This is a genomic window from Streptomyces triculaminicus, assembly GCF_017349075.1.
GTDB lineage: Bacteria > Actinomycetota > Actinomycetes > Streptomycetales > Streptomycetaceae > Streptomyces > Streptomyces triculaminicus.
On record NZ_JAFMOF010000002.1, the window covers coordinates 1 to 24027 of the forward strand.

Consider the following 24027-nt stretch of genomic DNA (forward strand, 5'->3'; position numbering starts at 1 on the left):
AGCTGTTGTCGTCGGTTGGGAATGATTCCTTCGGGGCGGAAGCGCATGAGGAGGATGAGGGCGGCGCCGAAGGCGAGGAGTTGGTAGTCGTGGAGGAACTGGAGTTTGGCGGGGATGAGGTAGAGGAGGGCGGCGCCGAGGAGGGGGCCGGTGATGGTGCCCATGCCGCCGAGGATGACGGCGGCGAGCAGGAACGCGGAGTTGGGGGGTACGGGGCCGGCGAAGACGTACTGCTCGGGCACGACGGTGGTGGAGACGTGGGCCTGGACGGTGCCGGCGAGTCCGGCGAGGGTGGCGCCGAGGGCGAAGGCGATGAGTTTGACGCGGAATCCGTTGATGCCCATGGCGGTGGCGGCGGTTTCGTCCTCGCGGATGGCGATCCAGGCGCGGCCGATGCGGGAGTTTCCGGCGCGGCTGAAGACGAGGATGACGAGGAGGGTGACGAGGAGCATGAGGAGGTAGTAGTTGGCGAAGGGGTTGAGGGTGAGGCTGCCGAGGGTGTGGGTGTCGCCGAAGTTGTAGCCGAGGATGTTGAGGTTGGGGATGTTGGGTATTCCGTTGGGGCCGTTGGTGACTGAGGGGCCGGATTCGCCGTTGAGGTTGCCTACGGCGATGCGGAAGATCTCTCCGAAGCCGAGGGTGACGATGGCGAGGTAGTCGCCGCGCAGGCGGAGGGTGGGGGCGCCGATGAGGACGCCGAAGACGAGGGAGGCGGCGGCGCCGGTGAGAGCGGCGGCCCAGAAGGGGAAGTGGATGTGGAGGGTGGAGGCGGTGGAGCCGGAGACGAGGGCGGCGGTGTAGGCGCCGACGCCGAGGAAGGCGACGTAGCCGAGGTCGAGGAGGCCGGCGAGGCCGACGACGACGTTGAGGCCGAGGGCGACGGTGGAGAAGATCAGGATGTTGACGGCGATGAGGGTGTATTCGTCGGTGTCCTGGGTGAGAGGGAAGAGGGCGGCGGCGGTGAAGGCGGCGGTGATGGTGATGCGCCGGTGTTTCGCCGTGAGCTGGGAGAGGCGGGTGATGAGTCCGGCTTTGGCGAGGGCAGCGGTGGTGAAGCCGGTCAGGAGCAGGAAGCCGGTGAAGAGTTCTCCGTAGGCGGTGCCGATGCCGTAGGTGAGGACGTAGAGGCCGGTGCCGAAGGCGGCGGCGATGATGAGGATTTCGGCCCGGTCGGGCAGGGGCTTGGTCGGCGGTGGTGGGGTGGTCCGGCCGGTGGGCAGGGCGAGGGCGCCGAGGAAGGTGATGAGGGAGGCCGCTCCCGCGAGGTAGCCGCCGGGTTCGAGGTTGACGATGCCGCCGAGTTGTACGGCGATGGTGATGAGGGTGTACCAGGTGGTGGCGAGGGTGCCGAGGGCGAGGTGGGGTGGCGGTGTGGCTGCGGGTGGGGCTGAGCCGGCGGAGGCCGGGGGTGCCTGAGGCGGCGAGGGTGTGGGCGATGGTGAGGATGGCGCCGGTGAGGGTGAGGACTTGGAGTCCGCCGGGGTAGCCGGTGACGGTGAGGTTGCCGGGGAAGGCGTGGGTCCAGGTCCAGGCGAGGAAGGTGGAGGCGAGGGTGAGGACGGCGCCGCCGATGACGGTGATGCGGGCGGTGTCGGGGGACAGGGGATGCGGGGATCGCCCTGGTGCCGGAGGCACGGGTGGCGCGGGCGGTGCGGGCGGCGTCGTAGGGGTGCGGGTCGTCGTCGGGGGTGCCGGGGTCGTGCCGGTGGGTGGGTTCTTCCGGTTCATGGGTCTCACGCCCGATCCGCTACGCGTTCGCCGAGCAGTCCTTGTGGCCTGACGAGGAGGACGACGATGAGGAGGACGAAGGCCCAGACGTCCTTCCAGCCTCCGCCGCCGAGTTGCTGCATTCCGGGGATGTGCTGGATGTAGGTGGTGGAGGCGGCTTCGGCGATGCCGAGGACGACTCCGCCGAGCATGGCGCCGTAGATGTTGCCGATGCCGCCGAGGACGGCGGCGGTGAAGGCCTTCAGGCCGAGGATGAAGCCCATCTCGAAGTTGATCTGTCCGGCGCGCAGGCCCTGGGCGACGGCGGCGACGGCGGCGAAGGCGCCGCCGATGGCGAAGGCGATGACGATGATGCGGTCGGTGTTGATGCCCATGAGGCGTGCGGTGTCGGGGTCCTGGGCGGTGGCCTGCATGGCGCGGCCGGTGCGGCTTTTGGCGACGAAGAGGCCGAGGGCGAGCATGCACAGGGGGGCCGCGGCGAGGACGAAGAGGTCGTCGCGTTGGAGGTGGATGCCGCCGGTGAGGGCGAAGGCGTCGCCGTGGAACTGGGGGAAGCCACGGGATTTCTTGGCGTCGGGGTAGAAGGCCCAGACGATTTGCTGGAGGGCGATGGACAGGCCGATGGCGGTGATGAGCGGGGCGAGGCGGGGGCGCCGCGCAGGGGGCGGTAGGCGAAGCGTTCGGCGGCGGTGGCGACGGCGACCGAGGCGATGGCGCCGCCGAGGAGCATGAGGGGGGGCGGCGGTGGTGGGGGACGGAGTCGGGGAGCCAGAGGCGGACGGTGAGGGCGCCGAAGCCTCCGATCATGACGATCTCGCCGTGGGCGAAGTTGATGAGCTGGACGATGCCGTAGACCATGGTGTACCCGATGGCGATGAGGCCGTAGAGGGCGCCGAGGGCGAGTCCGCTGACCAGCGTTTGCGGCAGTTCGTGCACCGCGTTCCTCCCCGTTGGGGTGTGGTGGGGGCCCGCGCGAGGGCGTGTGGCCGGCCCGTTCGCGCGGGTGCGGGTGGGTGCTGCGGGGTGGGTGCGGTCAGTCCTGGAAGGTGGCGCTCTTGACGGACTTCCATGCGCCGTCGGTCACCTGGTAGACGGTGAGCTGTTTGTTGGTGGTGTCGCCGTACTGGTCGAAGGAGACCTTTCCGGTGACGCCGTCGAAGGAGACCTTGCCCACGGCGTCGAGGATTTTGGCCCGGGGTTCCGCGGGGAGTTTGCCGTTGTTGTCCTCGACGGTTTTCTTGACGGCCTGGATGATGGCCCAGGCGGCGTCGTAGGAGTATCCGCCGTAGGTGGCGTAGGGGTCTTTGTAGCCGGCGGAGTTGTAGTGGGTGACGAAGGCTTTTGCGGAGTCGAGTTGTTCGACGGGGTAGCCGACGGAGGTGCCGAGGTCGCCGTCGTTGTTCTCGCCGGAGGCGGTGATGAAGCCGGGGTTGTAGATTCCGTCGCCGCCCATGAGGGGGATGTGGGCTCCGGCCTTTTTGACCTGGTCGGAGAGGAGTCCGCCCTCGGGGAACTGGCCGCCGAAGTAGACGGAGTCGGCTCCGGAGGTCTTGATCTTGTTGGCGATGGCGGTGAAGTCGGTTTCCTTGACGGTGAGGTGGTCGGTGCCGGCGATCTCGCCGCCGAGGCGTTTGAATTCCTGGATGAAGATGGAGGCGAGTCCGGCGCCGTAGGTCTGTTTGTCGTCGACGACGAAGACCTTTTTCTTCTTGGCGTCCTTGTAGAAGTACTGGGCGGCGAAGCGGCCTTGGATGATGTCGGTGGTGGCGGTGCGGAAGTAGGTGGCGAAGGGGCGCTTCTTCTCGCCCTTGGCCCAGTCGTCGCCCTGGGTGAGGGCGGGGTTGGTGTTGGCGGGGGATATCTGGGTGAGGTCGGCCTTGGCGAAGACGCCCTGCATGGACTGGGCGACGCCGGAGTTCATGGGGCCGACCATGCCGACGACGCTTTTGTCGGCGACGAGTTTGGCGGCGTTCTGCTGTCCGGTGCCGGGGACGGCCTGGTCGTCGAGGGCGATGGTCCTGAAGGTGACGCCTTTGACCTCGTTGTTCTTGTTGGCGGTCTTCACGGCGAGGTCGACGCAGTTCTTGATGCCCTGGCCGAAGGGGGAGAGCGAGCCGGTCAGCGGGGCGTCGACGCCGATCGTCACGGTGGTCTGCTTGCCGCCGCCGCTGTCGCCTCCTGCCGTGTCGTCGCGTGATCCGCAGGCGGACAGGGCGAGGGCTGTGGTGGTGAGCGCGGTGGTGAGGACGAGGAGGGAACGGTGGCGCACGGTGAATCCTTTCCCTGGCGCGGCGGCTTCTGCCGAGGTGCCGGTTCGCTCGCCGGGCGCGAGGAAAGGTGCTGTGCTGGCTGGGTGATTCGCCCGGCGGGGTCGTGATGGGCCGTGACTCTAAGGGGTGGGCGCCGGGGTGGGGCAGAGGTGCTGACCGTGATGTGACTGTCTTGTTATGACGCAGATCACGTTCCGCTTGCGCGCCGGTCGCGGTGGGCCGCGGCCGGCGCCTGCGGGGCCGGCCCCGTGCCGGGGCGGGCGGGGGTGCGGGTCAGCTCGCGTCGTTGTCGCGCAGGAGGCAGGTGAGGCGGGCGGAGCAGACGCGCTTGTCGTGCTCGTCGGTGACGACGATCTCGTACGTGGCGGTGGTGCGGCCGCGGTGCACGGGGGTGGCGACGCCGGTGACCAGGCCGGAGCGGACGCCGCGGTGGTGGGTGCAGTTGAGGTCCACGCCGACGGCGAAGCGGCCGGGGCCGCCGTGGAGCATGGCGCCGACCGAGCCGAGGGTCTCGGCGAGCACGGCGGAGGCGCCGCCGTGCAGGAGCCCGTAGGGCTGGGTGTTGCCCTCGACCGGCATGGTGCCGACGACGCGGTCGGGGGAGGCCTCGACGACGCGGACGCCCATGCGCTCGCCGAGGTGTCCCGCCGAGAACAGGGCGTTCAGGTCGAGGCCGCTGCCGGCCCACTGCTCGAGGATCTCCGGCGGGAAGGTGGTCCTGCTGTGCTCGCCCATGCGTCGTCGCTCCGATCGTTGTCGGTCGTTGTCGTGTGAACGTCTTTTCAGCTGAACGATACTTTCGTCAACTACCGGCCCCTGCTTGTCCGCTATCGCTACCGCTACCGCGATGTGACGTCCGGTGCCGCCGGGGTGCCCTCGGCCCGTCCGGCCGGCTCCAGGCGGATGACGACGGACTTGCTGGCGGGGGTGTTGCTGGTGTCGGCGGTGTGGTCCAGGGGGACCAGGACGTTGGTCTCGGGGTAGTAGGCGGCGGCGCAGCCGCGTGCGGTGGGGTAGTGGACGACGCGGAAGCCGGGGGCGCGGCGTTCACTGCCGTCGGTCCATTCGCTGACGAGGTCGGCGTAGTCGCCGTCGGCGAGGTGGTGGGCGGCGGCGTCGTCGGGGTGGAGGAGGACGACGCGGCGGCCGTTCTTGATGCCGCGGTAGCGGTCGTCGAGGCCGTAGATGGTGGTGTTGTACTGGTCGTGCGAGCGGAGGGTCTGCAGGAGCAGGCGGCCTTCGGGCACGCGCGGGTACTCGACGTGGGCGGCGGTGAAGTTGGCCTTGCCGGTGGCGGTGGGGAAGGTGCGGCTGTCGCGGGGGCCGTGGGGAGGGTGAAGCCGCCGGGGCGGGCGACGCGGGCGTTGAAGTCCTCGAAGCCGGGGATGACGCGGGCGATGCGGTCGCGGATGGCGGCGTAGTCCTTCTCGAACTGCTCCCAGGGCGTGGTGCTGGTGGTGCCGAGGACGCGGCGGGCGAGGCGGCTGACGATGGCGGGTTCGGACAGCAGGTGGGGGCTGGCGGGGGCGAGGCGGCCGCGGGGAGGCGTGGACCATGCCCATGGAGTCCTCGACGGTGACGAACTGCTCGCCGGTGTGCTGCCGGTCGCGTTCGGTGCGGCCGAGGGTGGGCAGGATCAGGGCGCGCGCTCCGGTGATGACGTGGGAGCGGTTGAGCTTGGTGGAGACGTGGACGGTGAGCCGGGCGCGGCGTACGGCGGCTTCGGTGACGTCGGTGTCGGGGGTGGCGGAGACGAAGTTGCCGCCCATGGCGAAGAAGACCTTGGCCTGTCCGTCGCGCAGGGCGCGGATGGCGCGGACGACGTCGAGTCCGTGGGCGCGCGGCGGGGTGAAGCGGAATTCCTTCTCGAGGGCGTCGAGGAACGCGTCCGAGGGGCGTTCGAAGATGCCCATGGTGCGGTCGCCCTGGACGTTGCTGTGGCCGCGGACGGGGCAGACGCCGGCGCCGGGGCGGCCGATGTCGCCGCGCAGGAGCAGGAGGTTGACGACCTCCTTGATGGTGGGGACGGCGTGCTTGTGCTGGGTGAGGCCCATGGCCCAGCAGACGACGGTGCGCCGGGAGGCGAGGATCATGCGCAGGGCGGTCTCGATCTCCTGGCGGCGCAGGCCGGTGGCGCGCAGGGTTTCGTCCCAGTCGGCGGTGCGGGCGGTGGCGGCGAAGTCCTCGAAGCCGTGGGTGTGCTCCTGGATGAAGGCGGTGTCGAGGGCGCCTTCGGTGTCGAGGAGGAGTTTGTTGAGGAGGCGGAAGAGGGCCTGGTCGCCGCCGAGGCGGATCTGCAGGAAGAGGTCGGTGAGGGCGGTGCCGCCGCCGGCGAGGCCGCGGGCGTTCTGCGGGTTCTTGAAGCGTTCGAGGCCGGCTTCGGGGAGCGGGTTGATCGTGATGATCTTCGTGCCGCCGCGCTTGGCCTGTTCCAGGGCGCTGAGCATGCGGGGGTGGTTGGTGCCGGGGTTCTGGCCGGCGACGATGATCAGTTCGGCTTTGTGGAGGTCTTCGAGGAGGACGCTGCCCTTGCCGATGCCGATGGTCTCGGTGAGTGCGGTGCCGGACGACTCGTGGCACATGTTGGAGCAGTCGGGCAGGTTGTTGGTGCCGAATTCGCGGGCGAAGAGCTGGTAGAGGAAGGCGGCTTCGTTGCTGGTGCGGCCGGAGGTGTAGAAGACGGCTTCGTCGGGGCCGGTGAGGGCGTGGAGCTCTTCGGCGATGATGTCGAAGGCGCGTTCCCAGGTGACGGGTTCGTAGTGGTCGGCGCCTTCGGCGAGGTACATGGGGTGGGTGAGGCGGCCCTGCTGGCCGAGCCAGTAGCCGCTGCGGTCGGCGAGGGCGGCGACCGGGTGTTCGGCGAAGAAGGCGGGGGTGACCCGGCGCAGGGTGGCTTCCTCGGCGACGGCCTTGGCGCCGTTCTCGCAGAATTCGGCGGCGTGGCGCTTGTCGCCTTCGGGCCAGGCGCAGCCGGGGCAGTCGAAGCCGTCCTTCTGGTTGACCTTGAGGAGGGTGAGGGCGGTGCGGCGTACGCCCATCTGTTCATGGGCGATGCGCAGCGTGTGGGCGATGGCGGGCAGGCCGGCGGCGGCGTGCTGCGGGGCGGTGACGTCGGGTGCGTCCTGTACCGGATCGCCGGTGGGCGGGTTGCCTGCCATCTCGCTCCCCCTTGAGCGGTCGGTGGTGCGCGGGTCCGCGCGTTCGGTGCCGATCCTGCCACGGGGTGCGGCGGGGGTGGGGGCGAGGGCGGTGTGGCCGGGATTGTCAGTGGTCCGTGGCAGGATCGGGGGCGTGGCAGCAAAGGCATCGAAGACGAACGAGACGACCGGCACCGAGGCAGTGGAGGGAGGCCGCCCCCGTCTGCTGTTGATGGACGGGCACTCCATGGCGTACCGGGCGTTCTTCGCGCTGCCCGCGGAGAACTTCACGACCTCGTCGGGTCAGACGACGAACGCGGTGTATGGCTTCGCGTCGATGCTGGCCAACACGCTGCGTGACGAGCGGCCCACGCACTTCGCGGTGGCGTTCGACGTGTCGCGCAAGACGTGGCGCTCGGAGGAGTTCCCGGACTACAAGGCGACGCGGTCGGCGACGCCGGACGAGTTCAAGGGGCAGGTGACGCTGATCGGCGAGCTGCTGGACGCGATGGGCGTGCGGCGGTTCGCCGTGGAAGGTTTCGAGGCCGACGACGTGATCGCGACGCTGGCCACGGAGGCGGAGGCGGAGGGCTTCGAGGTCTCGATCGTCACCGGCGACCGGGACTCCTTCCAGTTGATCACCGATGCGGTGACGGTGCTGTATCCGACGAAGGGCGTCTCGGAGCTGACGCGTTTCACGCCGGAGAAGGTCGTGGAGAAGTACGGGCTGTCGCCGCAGCAGTATCCGGACTTCGCGGCGCTGCGCGGCGACCCGTCGGACAACCTGCCGGGCATCCCGGGTGTGGGGGAGAAGACGGCCGCGAAGTGGATCAACCAGTTCGGTTCGTTCGCGGAGCTGGTGGAGCGCGTCGAGGAGGTCAAGGGCAAGGCCGGGCAGAATCTGCGCGATCACCTGGATGCGGTCAAGCTCAACCGCCGTCTGACGGAGATGGTGCGGGACGTGCAGCTGTCCACGCACCCGGACGACCTGGAGCGTCAGGCGTACGACCGCCTGGCGCTGGTGTCGTTCCTGGAGCGGCTGGAGATCCGTAACCAGGGCCTGCGGGACCGGCTGCTGGCGGTCGACCCGGGCGGGGAGTCCGCCGAGGAGGAGCCGGTGGAGGCCGGCGCCGAGGTGGACGGCGTCGTCCTGGGCACGGGCGAGCTGGCGCCGTGGCTGGCCGGGCACGGCGTGGGCCCGCTGGGTGTGGCCGTCACCGACACCTGGTCGCGGGGCGCGGGCCGGGTCGAGGAGGTGGCGCTGGCGACGGGCGAGGGTCCGGCGGTCTGGTTCGACCCCGCGGAGCTGGACGAGGCCGACGAGCGGGCGTTCGCCGCGTGGATCGCGGACCGGGAGCGGCCGAAGGTGATGCACGACGCGAAGGCCGTGATGCGGGTCTTCGCCGATCACGGCTGGGTGGTCGAGGGCGTGGTGATGGACACCGCGCTGGCCGCCTATCTGGTCAAGCCGGGCCGTCGGTCCTTTGCCCTGGACGCGCTGTCGGTGGAGTATCTGGGCCGGGAGCTGGCCACGGCCGCGGCCGGTGACGGGCAGCTGGCCTTCGGCGCCGACGAGCAGGCCGAGGCGGACGCCCTGATGGGCCGGGCCCGTACGGTCCTGGACCTGGGGGACGCGTTCGCGGGCCGGGTCAAGGAGGTGGGCGCGGCGGATCTGCTCACGGACGTGGAGCTGCCGACCAGCGCGGTGCTGTCGGACCTGGAGCGGTCGGGCATCGCCGCGGACCGGGGCTGGCTGGAGCGCATGGAGCAGCAGTTCGCCGCCGCGGTGCAGCAGGCGGTGACCGAGGCGCACGCGGCCGCGGGCCGGGAGTTCAACCTGGGCTCGCCCAAGCAGCTGCAGGAGGTGCTCTTCGGGGAGCTGGGCCTGCCGAAGACGAAGAAGACCAAGACCGGGTACACCACGGACGCCGACGCCCTGGCCTGGCTCGCGGGCCAGACGGAGAACGAACTCCCGGTGATCATGCTGCGGCACCGTGAGCAGTCCAAGCTGCGGTCCACGGTGGAGGGGCTGATCAAGGCGATCGCGCCCGACGGCCGTATCCACACCACCTTCAATCAGACGGTGGCGGCGACGGGCCGGCTGTCCTCCACCGACCCCAACCTGCAGAACATCCCGGTGCGCACGGACGAGGGCCGGGCGATCCGCCGCGGCTTCGTGGTCGGCGAGGGCTTCGAGTCGCTGATGACGGCCGACTACAGCCAGATCGAGCTGCGGGTGATGGCGCACCTGTCCGAGGACGAGGGCCTGATCGAGGCGTTCGCCTCGGGGGAGGACCTGCACACCACGGTCGCCTCCCAGGTGTTCGGCGTCGCCAAGGACGAGGTCGACCCCGAGATGCGCCGCAAGATCAAGGCGATGTCGTACGGCCTGGCCTACGGTCTGTCGGCGTTCGGCCTCTCGCAGCAGCTGAACATCGCGCCCGATGAGGCCCGTCGTCTGATGGACACGTTCTTCGAGCGGTTCGGCGGCGTGCGCGACTATCTGCAGCGGGTCGTCGAGGAGGCCAGGGCCACGGGCTACACCGAGACGATGCTGGGCCGCCGCCGCTATCTGCCGGACCTCAATAGCGACAACCGCCAGCGTCGTGAGATGGCCGAGCGGATGGCGCTCAACGCCCCGATCCAGGGCACGGCCGCCGACATCGTGAAGATCGCGATGCTGCGGGTGGCCGTGGCGCTGGAGAGCGAGCGGCTCACCTCCCGCATGCTGCTGCAGGTGCACGACGAAATCGTGCTCGAGATCGCGCCGGGGGAGCGGGAGCGGGTGGAGGAGCTGGTCCGCCGGGAGATGGCCGGTGCCGTCGAGCTGCGGGCGCCGCTGGATGTGTCGGTGGGCGTCGGCGCGGACTGGGAGTCCGCGGCGCACTGATCGCGCCCCTGTCGTGTGCGGCCCCTCTCCCCTCTCGGGAGAGGGGCCGCGCGCGTTCTCGCGCGTGCGTGTGGTTCTCATCGGCGGCGCGCGTTGCTACCGTGCCCATCCCTGACGCCTCGTCAGGTCTGGGGATTCCCGCCGGGAGGCTTCGCATGCGCGCACTGGTCGCCGCGGCCGCCGGACTGGCCGCCGCCCTCGCCCTCGTCCTCGCCGTCACCGCCCTCGGATCGCCCGGCGGCGACACCTCCCCCGAGCCCCTGCTGTCCTCCCCGCCCGCGCATCCCTGAGAGGGGCCGCCGTGCGCCGCCGAGCGAGCCTGGTCCTGCTGGCCCTCGCCGTGTTCTGCACGGCCCTGTCACCCCTGCTGCGCTGGTACGCCTTCCCCCGCCTGGCCAAGGTCCCCGCCCACCACTACCAGGCCGTCGTCCTGGAGGCGAAGGACGCCACCCTCATCGACTACGCCACCCTCGAGCCCCGGCGGGTCTCCACGGTGACCATGGTCCAGACCCTCAAGGGCAACGTCGAACAGGCCCGCCGGGTCAAGGCCGCCACCGGCCGGGACGTCGTCGTCTGGGACACCCTCACCTACGCCGCCGGACCCGACGGCGCGATGGTCTCCCGCATCCCCGAGCGCTACGTCTTCGACGCCCACAGCCAGCAGCCCGTCCACGCGGGCGGCGAACACGTCGACGACACCCCCGTACGCCGCGACGGCATCGAGTTCAAGTGGCCCTTCCTCGTCGAGAAGCGCGACTACCGCTACTTCGACCTGATGACCCGCACCTCCGCCCCCATCCACTACAAGGGCACCCGCACCTTCCGCGGCCTGGACGTCTACTACTTCGAACAGACGATCCCCTGGACCGAGGTGCCGCTGCCCAAGCGGCTGCCGCTCGGTATCACCCCCGACGCGGTCCGGCAGCTCGGGCTCGAGCGCTGGTACACCACCCGGCGCATGTTCTGGGTCGACCCCGTCACCGGCGCCCCCGTCAACGGCGAGGAGATCCACCGCGAGGAACTGCGCTGGACCGGGCACCCGGAGAAGAAGCCGGTCACCGCCTTCGCCGGGCATGTGAAGATCCGCCCCGACTACGTCGCCGACACCGTCGCCACCGTCAAGGCCCAGCGCCGGCTCGTCCTCCTGCTCACCCGCGACCTCCCCTCGGGCCTGATCGCCCTCGGCGTCGCGCTGCTCGCCGCGGCGCTCGTCCTCGAGGCCCGAGATCGTCGTGCGCCCGCGCCCGGTGTGCCACACGATGGAGGGAAACCCGAACGGCCGCCCCCCGGCGAGGGGGCGCTGAGCAGAGGAGGCTCGCCGTGAAGGAGAGTCCCGAGGACACGTCCACCACGTCCCGCCCGCGCCGGCTCTACACCGGCAGCGAGCGGCCCTTCGACCCCGAGGACCTGGTCATGGCCTCCGGCCGGGATGTGACGCCCGAACGCGTCGAGCAGGCCAGGCGCCTCATCGAGGAGAAGGGGGCCGCGGCTGTCGAGCGGTACCTCCCCTGACGCACCCGGCCATCACCGCCGGGCAGCGGTCGCTCAAGGGCGGCGCGTGTTGGTGCGGCGCGTCGCCGTGGCCGTGGAAGGGTCCTCGGGCCACGGATGCCGGGGGTAGCGGCCGCGCAGCTCGGCCCGTACCGACCGGTAGCCGTCCTTCCAGAACGACGCCAGATCCGCCGTGACGGCGGCGGGCCGCCCGGCCGGCGACAGCAGGTGGACCAGGACGGGCACGCGCCCGCCCGCCACGCGCGGCGTTTCCTCCAGCCCGAAGAGCTCCTGCAGCTTGACGGCCAGTACGGGCTGCTCGCCGCCGTAGTCGATGCGGATCCGCGAGCCGCTGGGCACCTCCAGGCGCTCCGGCGCCAGCTCGTCCAGGCGCGCCGCCTCCCCGGTCGCCCACGGCAGCAGGCCCCGCAGCGCCGTCCCGGCGTCCACCCGCTCCAGGTCCGCGCGTCGGCGCGCCCGGTCCAGCTCCGCCCCCAGCCAGTCCCCGGCCCGCTCCAGCAGCGCGGCGTCCGAGACGTCCGGCCAGGGCTCGCCCAGCTCACGATGGAGGAACGCCAGCCGCTGCCGCAGCGCCGCCGCGTCCGCGCCCCAGCGCAGCAGCCCCCATCCCTCGGCCCGCAGCCCCTCGAGCAGCGCGGCCCGTACGAGCCCGGGATCCGGCGTGGACAGCGGGCTCGAGGCCAGCTCCACGGCGCCCAGCCGCGCCACGCGCCGGGCCACCACGTCACGGCGTTCGGCCGACCACCGCACCTCCTCGCCCTCGGCGAGCAGCGCCCCGGCCGCCGCCCTCGCCGTGTCCTCGTCGATCACGGCGCCCAGCCGGACCCGGGCGGAGGCGGCCGTGACCGGCCGGTCGGCCACGGCCACCGCGAGCCAGGGCGCGCTGCGCAGCCGCGAGGCGTCGCCCAGCTCGGCGCCCGTCCCCGACACCATCAGATACGCGCCCTCGCCGCGCGCCCGTGCCACCCGCTCGGGGAAGGCCAGGGCCGCGACCAGACCCGCCGCCGCGTCGTCGGTGAGCGCTCCGGCCCCCGGCGTGTCGCCCGTACGCCCCGCCGGGGCCGCGGCCTCGCCGGTGACGACCCGCAGCGAGCCCTCCAGCCGGCGTGCCTCCGCCCGCCAGCGGGCGCCGTAGGCGTCGCCGCCGCGGCGGGCGGAGCGCCAGGCGGCCGCGAGGTCGTCGCCGTACTCGCGGGGCGGTTCCTCGCTCAGCAGCGCCACGATCTCCGCCGCGCGGCGCGCGCCCACCTCCCGCGCGCCGTCCAGGAGGGCGCGCGCGAGACGCGGGTGCACCCCCAGGCGCGCCATCCGGCGGCCCCGGTCGGTGGGGCGCCCCCCGGTGTCGACGGCGCCCGTGGCCGTCAGCACGGCGCGCGCGGCGCCGAGCGCGCCGGCCGGCGGCGCGTCGAGGAGGGCGAGGGAGGACGCCGCCGTGTCGCCCCAGCAGGCGGCCTGCAGGGCGAACGCCGTCAGGTCCGCGACCGTGATCTCCGCGGCCGGGAACGCCGGCAGCCGCGTCTCGTCCGCCTCCGCCCAGCAGCGGTACACCGCCCCCGGCGCCTCGCGCCCCGCGCGGCCGGCGCGCTGCCGGGCCGAGGCGCGGGACGCCCGTACGGTCGTGAGCGCGCTCAGCCCCCGGGCGTGGTCCGTACGCGGCTCCCGCGCCAGGCCCGCGTCCACCACGACCCGCACCCCCGGCACGGTCAGGCTCGACTCGGCCACCGACGTCGCCAGCACCACCCGCCGCGTCCCCGAGCCGCCCGCCAGCACCGCGTCCTGCACGGCGGCCGGCGCCCTGCCGTGCACCTGCAGTACCTCCGCGCCGCCGAGCGCACCCGCACCGCCCAGCAGTCCCGCGACACGCCCGATCTCGCCCACGCCGGGCAGGAAGCACAGGACGTCGCCCTCGCGCTCGTCCAGCGCCCGGCGGACGACGGCGGCGACGTGCTCGAGGAGGGCGGGATCCACGCGCATCCCGTGCGGCGGGCGGACCGGACGGCGCGGCGGGGCCCAGACCACCTCCACCGGGTGCGAGACGCCCTGGGCCTCGACGACGGGCGCGTCGCCGAGCAGGCGCGCCCAGCCCGCGGCGTCCGTCGTGGCGGACGCCGCGACCAGGCGCAGCTCCGGGCGCAGGGCGGCGCGCACGTCCAGGAGGAAGGCGGCGGCGGTGTCGGCGTCCAGATGCCGCTCGTGGCACTCGTCGAGCACAACCGTGTCGACCCCGGCGAGCTCGGGATCGCGCTGCAGGCGCTGCAGCAGCACACCGGTGGTGACGACCTCGACCACGGTGGCGGGCCCGGCCCGCCGCTCGCCGCGGACGGTGAAGCCCACCCGGCCGCCCACCTCCTCGCCCAGCAGCCAGGCCATGCGGCGGGCGGCCGCGCGCGCGGCGATCCGGCGCGGCTCGGCGACGACGACGCGCCGCACGGGGGCGGAGGGGGAGGAGGTGCCAGGGCCGTCGGCCGCCAGCCCGGCCAGGACCAGCGGCACCAGGGTGGTCTTGCCCGTGCCGGGCGGGGCGCACAGGACGGCCGCGCCGTGGTCGTCGAGGGCCCGGGCGAGGGCGGGCAGGGCCGCTCGTACGGGCAGCCGGTGCAGGGCGTCGGTGCGGGCGGCGGGGGCGTCGGTGCGGGTCACGCACCCAGTCTCGCCGAGGGCCGGGGCCCGCCCCGCCGGGGCGGGCGCCGGCCCGGTGCGTCAGTCCCGCTCGCAGACGAAGATCGCGGTGCCCGGGATCAGGTTGCCGCGCAGGGGTGACCAGCCGCCCCACTCCTGGTGGTTCCAGGCCGGCCACTCGGGCTCCACGAGGTCGACCAGGTGGAAGCCGCCGGCCACCACGTCGCGCACCCGGTCGCCGATCGTGCGGTGGTGCTCGACGTAGACGGCCCGGCCCTTGTCGTCCTGCTCCACATAAGGGGTGCGGTCGAAGTAGGAGGCGGCCACCGACAGGCCCTCCGGGCCGGGCTCGTCGGGGAAGGCCCAGCGGATGGGGTGGGTGACGGAGAAGACCCAGCGGCCGCCGGGCCGCAGCACCCGGTGCACCTCGCGCATCACGCGGACCGGATCGGCGACGAACGGCACCGCTCCGTAGGCGGAGCACGCCAGGTCGAAGGAGCCGTCGGCGAAGGGCAGCGCCCCGGCGTCGGCCTCCACCAGCGGGAAGCCGTCGCCGATGCGCAGCGCGTGCTGCAGCTGCCGGTGGGAGAGGTCCAGGGCCACCGGGCGGGCGCCCTGGGCGGCCAGCCAGCGGGAGCACTGGGCGGCGCCCGCGCCGATCTCCAGGACGCGCAGGCCCTTCAGTCCGCTCGCGGGGCCCAGCAGGGCGGCCTCGGCCTCGTCCAGGCCCTCGGGCCCCCAGACGAAGCGGTCGTCGCCGAGGAAGCCGCCGTGCTCGCGCTGGTACTCGTCCGCGTTGCGGTCCCACCAGCCACGGCTGGCCCGGCTGCTCTCCGTATCGCCGGTCTCGCGGCGGGTGGCTTCGGGCTCGTATTCTTGGGTCATCTCGGCGGTCGCACCTCGGTGGTCGATCTTGGGTGCTCGATCTTCGCAGGTTCTCGCCCGAACATGACGCTCGGGCGCTGCCGGGGCCCTCGTGGCCTCGCAAAACCTAAGTTGTGCCGGATTTCATGCGATTCATCCCGGGTGTGCGCCTTCGCGCATTGACCGCGCCCCGCTGCCCCCGTATGCTACAAGTTGCGCTGCGGGCCTGCGCGCCTCAGACGGAGTAGGCCGCGCTCGCACTTGTTGTATGTCCCCTCGGTTGTCGAGGCGTTCCCGTTCTCCTACGGGTCCTAGGACTCTTTTCGAAGAGTGCGAAGGATTGCGTCTCCAAGGCTGTCCGGCTTCGGCAGTGCGATACGGGCTCTCGGCGTAGCAGTGCCTACGACTTCAATGTCCGTACCGGAGCCCTTTCCCACATGACGAGCAGCACCGAGACCACCGCCACCACCCCGCAGGTTGCGGTCAACGACATCGGTAACGAGGAAGCCTTCCTCGCCGCGATCGACGAGACGATCAAGTACTTCAACGACGGCGACATCGTCGACGGCGTCATCGTGAAGGTCGACCGGGACGAGGTCCTGCTCGACATCGGTTACAAGACCGAGGGTGTCATCCCCTCGCGCGAGCTCTCGATCAAGCACGACGTCGACCCGAACGAGGTCGTCAAGGTCGGCGACGAGATCGAGGCCCTGGTTCTCCAGAAGGAGGACAAGGAAGGCCGCCTGATCCTCTCGAAGAAGCGCGCCCAGTACGAGCGCGCCTGGGGCACCATCGAGAAGATCAAGGAAGAGGACGGGATCGTCACCGGTACCGTCATCGAGGTCGTCAAGGGTGGTCTCATCCTCGACATCGGCCTCCGTGGCTTCCTGCCGGCCTCCCTGGTCGAGATGCGTCGCGTCCGCGACCTCCAGCCCTACGTGGGCAAGGAGCTCGAGGCCAAGATCATCGAGCTGGACAAGAACCGCAACAACGTGGTCCTGTCCCGCCGCGCCTGGCTGGAGCAGACCCAGAGCGAGGTCCGCCAGACCTTCCTCACCACCCTCCAGAAGGGTCAGGTGCGCTCCGGCGTCGTCTCCTCCATCGTCAACTTCGGTGCCTTCGTGGACCTGGGCGGCGTCGACGGTCTCGTCCACGTCTCCGAGCTGTCCTGGAAGCACATCGACCACCCGTCCGAGGTTGTCGAGGTCGGCCAGGAGGTCACCGTCGAGGTTCTCGACGTGGACATGGACCGCGAGCGCGTCTCCCTGTCGCTCAAGGCCACCCAGGAAGACCCGTGGCAGCAGTTCGCCCGGACCCACCAGATCGGTCAGGTCGTCCCGGGTAAGGTCACCAAGCTCGTCCCCTTCGGTGCGTTCGTGCGCGTCGACGAGGGCATCGAGGGCCTGGTCCACATCTCCGAGCTGGCCGAGCGCCACGTGGAGATCCCGGAGCAGGTCGTCCAGGTCAACGACGAGATCTTCGTCAAGGTCATCGACATCGACCTCGAGCGTCGTCGCATCAGCCTCTCGCTGAAGCAGGCCAACGAGTCCTTCGGTGCCGACCCGTCCGTGGTCGAGTTCGACCCGACCCTGTACGGCATGGCCGCGTCCTACGACGACCAGGGCAACTACATCTACCCCGAGGGCTTCGACCCCGAGGCCAACGACTGGCTGCCGGGTTACGAGAAGCAGCGCGAGGAGTGGGAGCGCCAGTACGCCGAGGCGCAGCAGCGCTTCGAGCAGCACCAGGCGCAGGTCATCAAGTCCCGCGAGGCGGACGCCGAGGCTGCGGCCGAGGGCACCCAGGCCGCCCCGCAGGCCGGTGGCCAGGCTTCCGGCGGTTCGTACTCCTCGGAGTCGGCCGACACCTCCGGCGCCCTGGCGTCGGACGAGGCTCTCGCCGCCCTGCGCGAGAAGCTCGCCGGCGGCCAGAGCTGAGGCTCTGACCGGTAGCAGCTGACAGCTGACTGATGTAAGGCCCGCTCTCCTTGGAGGGCGGGCCTTACTCATGCCCCGAAACCGGCCGACCCGGGAATGGCCGGGGCCTCCAAGGACGTTCCCCCGTACGGAACATGAGGAGGAACGGTCACCGTGTTGGATCCGCAGGATTTGTACGAATGGGAGCCCAAGGGGCTCGCCGTCGCCGACCTGGCCCTGGCCCAGGACACCGCCGGCCTGGTCATGCTCTACCACTTCGACGGCTACATCGACGCCGGCGAGACGGGCGACCTGATTGTCAAGCGGCTGCTCGACGGCCTGCCGCACCAGGTCGTCGCCCGCTTCGACCACGACAGGCTCATCGACTACCGCGCACGTCGCCCCCTGCTGACGTTCCAGCGCGACCACTGGGCCGCCTACGAGACCCCGGCCATCGAGCTGCGCCTGGTGCAGGACGCCACGGGCGCCCCCTTCCTCCTCCTCAGCGGCCCCGAGCCGGACGTGGAGTGGGAGCGGTTCGCCGCCGCCGTGCGCCAACTGATCGAGCGGCTCGGCGTGCGCCTGTCCGTGAACTTCCACGGCATCCCCATGGGCGTGCCCCACACCCGCCCGGTCGGCCTCACCCCGCACGGCAACCGCACCGACCTCATGCCCGGTCACCGCGGCCCCTTCGACGAGGCCCAGGTGCCCGGCAGCGCCGAGTCCCTCATCGAGTACCGCCTGGCCGAGTCCGGCCACGACGTCCTCGGCGTCGCCGCCCACGTCCCGCACTACGTCGCCCGCTCCCCTTACCCCGACGCCGCCCTCACCGCCCTCGAGGCGATCACCGCGGCCACCGGCCTCGTGCTGCCCAACGCCGCCCACTCCCTGCGCAACGCCGCGCTGCGCACGCAGGAGGAGATCGAGCGCCAGCTCGCCGAGGGCGAGGAGGACCTCGTCTCGCTCGTACGGGGCCTCGAGCACCAGTACGACGCCGTGGCCGGCGCCGAGACCCGTGGCAACCTGGTCGCCGAGCCCGTCGACCTGCCGTCCGCCGACGAACTGGGCGCGGAGTTCGAGCGGTTCCTCGCCGACAGGGAGGGCGACGGCGGGCGCTGACCGGGCGCCCGATAGCGTGGGCCCATGCTGAAGGTGGGCCTCACGGGCGGAATCGGCGCGGGCAAGAGCGAGGTGTCACGGCTCCTGGCCTCGTACGGAGCGGTGATCGTCGACTCCGACAGGATCGCGCGGGAAGTGGTCGAGCCGGGCACGCCCGGACTCGCGGCGGTCGTCGCCGAGTTCGGGCCCGGCGTCCTCACCCCCGAGGGCACCCTCGACCGGCCGAAGCTCGGCGCGATCGTCTTCGCCGACCCGGACCGGCTCGCCGCCCTCAACGCCATCGTCCACCCGCTCGTCCGCGCCCGCTCCGCCGAGCTCGAGGCGGCGGCGGGCACGGCCGCCGTGGTCGTCCACGACGTCCCCCTCCTCGCCGAGAACGGGCTCGCCCCCCTCTACGACCTCGTCGTGGTCGTCGACGCCGGCACCGACACCCGCCTCGACCGCCTCGTACGGCTGCGGGGCATGGCCCCCGACGAGGCCCGGGCCCGGATGGCCGCGCAGGCCTCGCGCGAGGAGCGGCTCGCGGTCGCCGACGTCGTCATCGACAACGACGGCCCCCTCGAGACGCTGGAACCCCGGGTCGCGGCGGTGTGGGAGGACCTGCGCCGGCGGGCCGACCAGGACTGACGGCGGCTGGACCGTTCGCCCTATCGGGTGAGGCCCGCGGCGGCCCGCGGGGAGGGCCGGACGGCCCGTACACGGCCTCGTACCGGCGCTTCCGGCCCCACCGAGACGCCTGAGCGCCGGCCGGCGTGCGTCGCGGTGCGCGCGGATGCCCGGCGCGGATGAGTAGCGTTGCGCCCTCGACAGCGTCAGTGGAGCCGTCGTGAGGGGAGCACTCATGGCCATGCCCGAACTGCTCGGCGTAAGCCCGCTCGCGCCACCGCCCGTCCGCAGGTACCGGACCCGCGTCGGCGGCTTCTGCGTCGTCCTGGCCGGGCTAGCCCTCATGGAGGTCTCGGTCACGCACGCGGTGAAGGCCGCCGGCTATGTGGCCGACAGGGGCACCGTGACGGTCGCCCACTGCCGGATCCACCCGGCGCGGGGCCGCCGCAACGAGGAGAGCGTCTGCGACGGCGTCTACCGCCCCGCCGACGGCGGCGCCGCGCGCGACGACGCCGAAATCGACGGGTGGTACGTGCCCGGGGAGCAGGTGACCGTCTACCGCGAGGCCTCCGAGTACTTCCTCCTGAGCATGCGGGCCTTCTGGGGCTGGATGATCCTCTTCTTCCTCGGCATGCTCGGCGCCGCGCACGGCATGGTGACCATCGTCGTCGGCTTCCGCCGCACGACCATCGCCCAGTTCACCGCCGCCCGCGAGATGGTCGGGTGCTCCCTGATGGCGGAGCCCGTGAAGTGGCTGCGACGGGTGGGAGGCGTGGGCGCGCTGCTGTGCCTCCTGCTGGCGCTGGTATCGCCGTAGGACGCACGGTGCGTCCACGCGAAAGGGGGAGGGATCCGATGGGACTTCAGGTGGACACCGGCCGGCTGGAGCAGTTCTCCCGGCAGGTCGGCAGAGGCGCCGAGGACGCGGGGGAACTTCTCTCCTACGCCCGCGGGTTCACGCGCATCTCCGTCGAGCGGGCCGGGCTGATGGCCGACGTGGCCGGACACCACCGCGCCGTACGCGCCGACGTCCTGAGCGCCCTCGAACGGCTCGCCGGCGTTCTGCGGCACTCCTCGGACGAGTTGGGCGCCTCGGCGTCCTACTACCGGCACACCGACCGGGACGTGGCGGCCGACTTCGACGCGGCCCGCCCGCGGGTGAGGCGACCGGGCCGGCCGTGACGTTCACCGATGTCGCGGACCCCACGACGCATCTCGTACCCCCGGCGAAGCCGGAGGAGTTCACCGATCCCATGAAGCCGATCAACGCCGTGGCCGACGTGCTCAGCCCCGGATCGTGGCTGCTGAAACTGGCCGAGCTGATGCTGCCCAGGGACCCGGTGGAATGGGCGCAGCAGATCTTCGCCGGGGACTGGACGGCCTACGCCGAATGCTCCCAGGCCTGGCGGAACCTCGGCCTGGCGTGCGACGCCCTGGCCCGCAACCTCGAGTCGGGCAACGACGCCATCGACGCGGCCTGGCACGGCAACGCCGCCGACGCGGCCTTCCTCTACTTCGACGCCCTGCGAAGGAACCTCGAGGAGTTCCGCGACTCCCTGAACGCGATGGGCGGCGAGTACCTGGCCATCGCGCAGTCGGTCTCCCTCACCGCCGAGGCCGTCGGCCAGTGCATCGGCGCGATCGTCGACGCAGCGGTCACCGCCGCCATCGCGGCCGCCGCCTCCACGGCCGCCGGGTGGACCGGCTGGGCCGCCGCGATGGGATACGCGCTGGGGGCGGCGGAGGCCAAGGTCATCCTCAGGGAGTGGGGGCGGATGACCCACCTCGTCAACGCCGCCCAGGTGAGCGTGAGCGCCGGCTACGCGTCCATCGAGCGCCTCGGCGGTCAGATCACGGCCAGGCTCAACGCCTTCCCCCTGCCCCGCGCGAGCTACGACCATCCGGCAGTCTGAGCCAGGAGCGACCCATGGGTGAACGAGAAGTGGGCCACGAGGAGTTCCTCGCCCCCGGCCGTGACGAGACACAGGCCCGCGTCGTCCACCGGGCGCTGCGGCACCTGGCCGACGGCAGCGCCGGCGAGGTCCTGCGGGAGATGGCCCGCGAGGTCCTCTCCGGCCGTCTCGGCCTCGACGAGGCCGTACGGGTCGGCGCGTACGCCGAGGCGCTGGGCGAGCGGACCCGGCCGCTGCGGGAGGCGTGGGAGCGCGGCGCCCCGCGCGGCCCGCAGGACCCGGAGGCGACGCCGCCGGGCGGCCGCTAGCGGGCGTCGGGCGGGTGTCGGGTGGGCCTCGGGCGGCGTCGGGCGAGCGTCCCCTGAGGGCGGGCGCACGCTAGTGGCGCGGCTTTCCCTCGTGGACCGGTTCGTAGGGCGGGACGTCGCGGCCCGGCTGGTAGTGCGGGCCCTGCCGGATATGGCGGATGATCACCGTCAGGTCGACGACGGTCACCAGCAGTAGCAGCCCGCAGGCGACCGCCCAGCCCACCCGGCCCGCCACGGCGAACGCCGCCGTACCGGCCGCGGCGCACACCAGGCCGAAGACGGCGAGGCCGCAGCGCAGCCGCAGCGGACTGCGGGCGGTGCTCGGTTCGTTGCCCGTACGCATGGCGCACCATCTCCCACCCCCAGGATCCACCCGCGCGGGCGGATCCGGGGCGTCAGAGCAGGCGCTGGATCTCGCCGCGCACGCGGTAGAAGCCGGACGCCGTGGGGGACAGGGCCTCGACGACGTAGCGGGCGCCTGCCTGGCGTACGTGGCGGGGGAACTGGACGTTCCAGGCGGGTTCGTAGCCGTCGGAGACGACGTGGACGCGGAGCCGGCCGCCCTGCTGCACGCACTCGACCACGATGCCGGAGGCGGGCGGGGCGGAGACCGTGGCGACCGTGGTGGCGGGGGCGTAGGTGGGCAGCGCGGCGGCCGACTTGATGTCCAGCGGCACCGGGACCGTGCCGCCCTGCGCGGCCGCGATGGCGCCTTCCGAGGCGTCGACGCAGACCAGGGAGCCGTCCGTGGTGACCATATAGAGCTTCTCGTCGAGGTACTGCATGGACAGCGCCGAGCCGCCGCCCGTGCCGAGCTTCCACAGCCGCGTGCCGTCCGCCGCGAAGCAGTACACGGACGAGGAGGAGTCGCCGGCGAAGACGTAGCGGCCGTCGGGGGCGGTGGCGCAGGAGTAGACCGCCGCGTCGCAGCGGTACGTGGCCTCCACGGCGCCGTCGGCCTTGGCCAGCCGCTGGACGACGTTGCGGTGGGTGCCCGCGTACACCGCGTGCGCCTCCTGCCAGCCGAAGAGCACCGAGCCGGTGGTCCGCGTGTGCCACAGCTCGCCGCCGCCGTCCTGGGCGTACGCGGTGACGCCGGCGCTGTGGCCGTGGTAGACCGCGCGCTCGTCGCGGCGCACCATCCAGGCCGCCTGCCCGGAGCTTCTGCGCGACCACTGGTACTCGTCCTCGTGGTCGATGACGGTGAGCCCGCCGTCGCGGTCGGCGACGTTGAGGACCCCCTCGTGGATGTCGAGCCAGAAGATGTCGACGTCGGAGGCGATCTCGTAGGCGGCGAAGGGCACCTTGGCGGACAGGTCGTACACCGTGCCGTCGTCACAGCCCGCGTAGATCCAGAAGTCGTCCGCCACCAGGCACTTGACGCCGTCCGGCAGACGGTAGCGCGCGAGGACCTCGCCGTCGTGGCCCAGGGTGTAGACGTCGCCGGCCTGGTTGCCCACCCAGCAGCGGTCCTCGCCGATGTGGATGCCGAACGCGGCGGAACCGGTGCGGAAGCGCCACAGGACCGGGGCCACCGCGCGGGCCGTGGAGGGGGCGGAGGCGACCTGGCGGCGCGTCACCGGCCGGGCCGCCCGGCCGCCGGGCACCGCGGGGGCGTAGCCCTTGCGCACCTTCTCGCCGACCTTCCTCGCCGCCGCGGCGCGCGCCTTCTCGACGGTGGGGAAGACCGAGCTCTGCACCTGCCCGGCCGCGCCGATGCGTCCGTAGCGCACGGCCACCGTCGTGCCGTCGACCGTCACCTCGTAGAACTTGTGCGCCCCGCCGCCGTCCTGGGACAGCTCCAGGTACGTCGTGTTCCCCGCCATGGCAAAGCCCCTCTCCCACCGGCCGTGGCGACCGGTCTCGACTGACGGGAACGCTAGGGGCAGCCACTGACAATCGGTCACGAGCCGGGGGACGAGCGGGCGGAGGAGGGCGCTCCGGTGGCCGGGCCGGAGCGCCTGACGTGCAGGTCAGCGGTGGTTCACAGCGCGTCGTCCAGGGTGGCCTCCGCGTCGGTCGTGGCCGGCAGCCCGTCGAGGAACGAGGGGTCGTCCCCGTCGTCGGCCAGGGCCTCCGCGATGACGTGCGGGGCGTTGGTGATGATGCCGTCGACGCCCATCCGGGCCAGGGCGACCGCCTCGTCGGCGTCGTCGACGGTCCACGCCGAGACCTCCAGCGGCCGCCCGTGCGGGCCCTTGAGGGCGTGGACGGAACGCAGCCAGGAGGGGGTGACGCTCTTGTACGAGGGGTTGATCTGGTCGGCGAAGGCGGCGTAGGAGCGCAGCTCGGAGGCCTTGGGGGCGCCCAGGAAGCCCTTCTTGAGGTCGGGGCGGAGCGTGTGCAGCGTCCTCAGGGACGAGGCGTTGAAGCTCTGGACGATCAGCCTGCCTCTGACGTGCGCCGCGTCGAGCCAGCCGGTGCGGCGCAGTTCGGCGACTATCTGCCGCTCGATGCCGGGGTAGAGCTCCGGCGCCTTCACCTCCAGCAGCAGCTTCTGTCGGTTGTGGTCGACCCGGCGCAGATAGCGGTCGAGGGTCGGCACCCGCTCGCCCTTGAAGCGGCGGTCGTACCAGCTGCCGGCGTCCAGCGTGCCGATCTCGGCGAGGGTGAAGTCGGAGACCTTCCACGGCGCGCGCCCGGGGTAGAGCCGCTTCACGTCGGTGGTCCGCTCCAGGGTGGTGTCGTGCATGACGATCAGGGCGCCGTCCTTGGTGCGCTGGACGTCGTTCTCCACCCAGACGGTACCCAGCCGGGCGGCCCTGTCGATGGACGCCAGGGTGTTCTCCGGCGCCTGGACCGGCACCCCGCGGTGGCCGATGACGACGGGCTCGGCGTGGCGCGTGGCGGCGGCCGCCGGGGCGGCGGCGAGGCCGACCGTGGACAGGGAGGCGAGCGTCGTCAGGGACAGGGCGAGAAGTGCGCTGGTCACGGTGGAGACGGGGCGGATGCGCATGGCGGCTCCTCGTGGCGTCCGGACCGGGTGCGCGGCTCGCGCCCGGCCAGCGTGTACGGAAAGTCGTACCTGGTGCACGGAAAGTCGTACCTACGTGCACGGAAAGTCGTACACGAAACACCTACGCGATCGCGACGGGCAGGGCACCCAGACGAAGGACCCTTTGCCGAGTCTTCGCCGCGCGTTCGC

At 72.1% G+C, this 24027-nt stretch carries 19 protein-coding genes and 2 pseudogenes; 11 read left to right on the forward strand and 10 right to left on the reverse strand.

Going from position 1 to position 24027, the window contains the following annotated elements:
- The 5 genes and pseudogenes from J1792_RS10015 to J1792_RS10035 form a co-directional block, all read right to left on the reverse strand.
- A pseudogene (locus J1792_RS10015) lies at nt 1-1728 on the reverse strand (branched-chain amino acid ABC transporter permease); the annotation flags it as partial.
- Nucleotides 1729-1733: 5 nt separating this feature from the next.
- Nucleotides 1734-2664 (reverse strand): annotated as a pseudogene (locus tag J1792_RS10020) (branched-chain amino acid ABC transporter permease).
- Nucleotides 2665-2761: 97 nt separating this feature from the next.
- Nucleotides 2762-3997: a branched-chain amino acid ABC transporter substrate-binding protein gene (locus J1792_RS10025; protein WP_207247134.1), complete on the reverse strand. Its 1236-nt coding sequence runs from the start codon at nt 3995-3997 to the stop codon at nt 2762-2764.
- A gap of 274 nt (nt 3998-4271) precedes the next feature.
- Complete coding sequence (locus J1792_RS10030; protein WP_086575256.1) at nt 4272-4733, reverse strand: PaaI family thioesterase; 462 nt, start codon at nt 4731-4733, stop codon at nt 4272-4274.
- 104 nt (nt 4734-4837) lie between these two features.
- Complete coding sequence (locus J1792_RS10035; protein WP_242645868.1) at nt 4838-7156, reverse strand: FdhF/YdeP family oxidoreductase; 2319 nt, start codon at nt 7154-7156, stop codon at nt 4838-4840.
- Between the two features lie 133 nt (nt 7157-7289).
- Between J1792_RS10035 and polA the strand changes: the two genes are divergently transcribed.
- The 4 genes from polA to J1792_RS10055 all read left to right on the forward strand — a co-directional run bounded on the left by polA (nt 7290) and on the right by J1792_RS10055 (nt 11537).
- Nucleotides 7290-10025 carry a DNA polymerase I gene (gene polA, locus J1792_RS10040; RefSeq protein WP_086572329.1) on the forward strand — a complete coding sequence of 912 codons (2736 nt, stop codon included), beginning with the start codon at nt 7290-7292 and terminating at the stop codon, nt 10023-10025.
- Nucleotides 10026-10180: 155 nt separating this feature from the next.
- On the forward strand, nt 10181-10315 hold the full coding sequence (locus J1792_RS10045) for an SPW_0924 family protein (RefSeq protein WP_107431158.1): 135 nt from the start codon (nt 10181-10183) through the stop codon (nt 10313-10315).
- 11 nt (nt 10316-10326) lie between these two features.
- The gene (gene pgfA, locus J1792_RS10050; protein ID WP_207247135.1) at nt 10327-11349 is read left to right on the forward strand and encodes a cell envelope lipid trafficking protein PgfA; all 1023 of its coding nucleotides are present in this window, start codon (nt 10327-10329) and stop codon (nt 11347-11349) included.
- Nucleotides 11346-11537: a hypothetical protein gene (locus J1792_RS10055; RefSeq protein ID WP_086572332.1), complete on the forward strand. Its 192-nt coding sequence runs from the start codon at nt 11346-11348 to the stop codon at nt 11535-11537. The genes pgfA and J1792_RS10055 overlap by 4 nt, the downstream gene beginning before the upstream one ends.
- A 33-nt stretch (nt 11538-11570) precedes the next feature.
- On the opposite strand, the gene hrpB is transcribed toward J1792_RS10055, so the two are convergent.
- Together hrpB and J1792_RS10065 are read right to left on the reverse strand one after the other, a co-directional pair.
- Nucleotides 11571-14177: an ATP-dependent helicase HrpB gene (hrpB, locus tag J1792_RS10060; protein ID WP_086572334.1), complete on the reverse strand. Its 2607-nt coding sequence runs from the start codon at nt 14175-14177 to the stop codon at nt 11571-11573.
- A 60-nt stretch (nt 14178-14237) separates the two neighbouring features.
- Nucleotides 14238-15041, reverse strand: a complete 804-nt coding sequence (locus J1792_RS10065) for a class I SAM-dependent methyltransferase (RefSeq protein ID WP_086572336.1) — start codon at nt 15039-15041, stop codon at nt 14238-14240.
- 416 nt (nt 15042-15457) lie between these two features.
- Between J1792_RS10065 and rpsA the strand changes: the two genes are divergently transcribed.
- The 7 genes from rpsA to J1792_RS10100 all read left to right on the forward strand — a co-directional run bounded on the left by rpsA (nt 15458) and on the right by J1792_RS10100 (nt 20882).
- Nucleotides 15458-16957, forward strand: a complete 1500-nt coding sequence (gene rpsA, locus J1792_RS10070; RefSeq protein WP_086572338.1) for a 30S ribosomal protein S1 — start codon at nt 15458-15460, stop codon at nt 16955-16957.
- A 153-nt stretch (nt 16958-17110) separates the two neighbouring features.
- A complete protein-coding gene (locus tag J1792_RS10075) occupies nt 17111-18055 on the forward strand; it encodes a PAC2 family protein (protein ID WP_207247136.1) in 945 nt (314 codons plus the stop codon).
- A 24-nt stretch (nt 18056-18079) separates the two neighbouring features.
- The gene (gene coaE, locus J1792_RS10080) at nt 18080-18682 is read left to right on the forward strand and encodes a dephospho-CoA kinase (protein WP_086572342.1); all 603 of its coding nucleotides are present in this window, start codon (nt 18080-18082) and stop codon (nt 18680-18682) included.
- Nucleotides 18683-18896: 214 nt separating this feature from the next.
- Nucleotides 18897-19478, forward strand: a complete 582-nt coding sequence (locus J1792_RS10085) for a hypothetical protein (protein WP_086572344.1) — start codon at nt 18897-18899, stop codon at nt 19476-19478.
- Nucleotides 19479-19516: 38 nt separating this feature from the next.
- Nucleotides 19517-19843 carry a type VII secretion target gene (locus J1792_RS10090; RefSeq protein WP_086572346.1) on the forward strand — a complete coding sequence of 109 codons (327 nt, stop codon included), beginning with the start codon at nt 19517-19519 and terminating at the stop codon, nt 19841-19843.
- Nucleotides 19840-20574, forward strand: coding sequence for a WXG100 family type VII secretion target (locus J1792_RS10095; RefSeq protein ID WP_086572348.1), 735 nt, complete (start codon nt 19840-19842; stop codon nt 20572-20574). The genes J1792_RS10090 and J1792_RS10095 overlap by 4 nt, the downstream gene beginning before the upstream one ends.
- A 14-nt stretch (nt 20575-20588) precedes the next feature.
- Nucleotides 20589-20882: a hypothetical protein gene (locus J1792_RS10100; protein ID WP_207247137.1), complete on the forward strand. Its 294-nt coding sequence runs from the start codon at nt 20589-20591 to the stop codon at nt 20880-20882.
- A gap of 70 nt (nt 20883-20952) precedes the next feature.
- Here J1792_RS10100 and J1792_RS10105 read toward each other — a convergent pair whose 3' ends face one another.
- The 3 genes from J1792_RS10105 to J1792_RS10115 form a co-directional block, all read right to left on the reverse strand.
- A complete protein-coding gene (locus J1792_RS10105; RefSeq protein WP_086573318.1) occupies nt 20953-21225 on the reverse strand; it encodes a DUF6343 family protein in 273 nt (90 codons plus the stop codon).
- Between the two features lie 52 nt (nt 21226-21277).
- Complete coding sequence (locus J1792_RS10110; RefSeq protein WP_207247138.1) at nt 21278-22708, reverse strand: WGR domain-containing protein; 1431 nt, start codon at nt 22706-22708, stop codon at nt 21278-21280.
- Between the two features lie 158 nt (nt 22709-22866).
- Nucleotides 22867-23838, reverse strand: a complete 972-nt coding sequence (locus J1792_RS10115) for a glycerophosphodiester phosphodiesterase (RefSeq protein ID WP_086573321.1) — start codon at nt 23836-23838, stop codon at nt 22867-22869.
- Nucleotides 23839-24027: the final 189 nt, after the last annotated feature.

What these genes read in the sequence shown, in the direction of transcription:
- J1792_RS10030 (WP_086575256.1), bottom strand. Translation starts at nt 4,733, where the DNA reads ATGGGCGAGCACAGCAGGACCACCTTCCCGCCGGAGATCCTCGAGCAG.
- J1792_RS10035 (WP_242645868.1), bottom strand. Translation starts at nt 7,156, where the DNA reads ATGGCAGGCAACCCGCCCACCGGCGATCCGGTACAGGACGCACCCGAC.
- J1792_RS10045 (WP_107431158.1), top strand. Translation starts at nt 10,181, where the DNA reads ATGCGCGCACTGGTCGCCGCGGCCGCCGGACTGGCCGCCGCCCTCGCC.
- J1792_RS10065 (WP_086572336.1), bottom strand. Translation starts at nt 15,041, where the DNA reads ATGACCCAAGAATACGAGCCCGAAGCCACCCGCCGCGAGACCGGCGAT.
- rpsA (WP_086572338.1), top strand. Translation starts at nt 15,458, where the DNA reads ATGACGAGCAGCACCGAGACCACCGCCACCACCCCGCAGGTTGCGGTC.
- coaE (WP_086572342.1), top strand. Translation starts at nt 18,080, where the DNA reads ATGCTGAAGGTGGGCCTCACGGGCGGAATCGGCGCGGGCAAGAGCGAG.
- J1792_RS10085 (WP_086572344.1), top strand. Translation starts at nt 18,897, where the DNA reads ATGGCCATGCCCGAACTGCTCGGCGTAAGCCCGCTCGCGCCACCGCCC.
- J1792_RS10090 (WP_086572346.1), top strand. Translation starts at nt 19,517, where the DNA reads ATGGGACTTCAGGTGGACACCGGCCGGCTGGAGCAGTTCTCCCGGCAG.
- J1792_RS10100 (WP_207247137.1), top strand. Translation starts at nt 20,589, where the DNA reads ATGGGTGAACGAGAAGTGGGCCACGAGGAGTTCCTCGCCCCCGGCCGT.
- J1792_RS10105 (WP_086573318.1), bottom strand. Translation starts at nt 21,225, where the DNA reads ATGCGTACGGGCAACGAACCGAGCACCGCCCGCAGTCCGCTGCGGCTG.
- J1792_RS10110 (WP_207247138.1), bottom strand. Translation starts at nt 22,708, where the DNA reads ATGGCGGGGAACACGACGTACCTGGAGCTGTCCCAGGACGGCGGCGGG.
- J1792_RS10115 (WP_086573321.1), bottom strand. Translation starts at nt 23,838, where the DNA reads ATGCGCATCCGCCCCGTCTCCACCGTGACCAGCGCACTTCTCGCCCTG.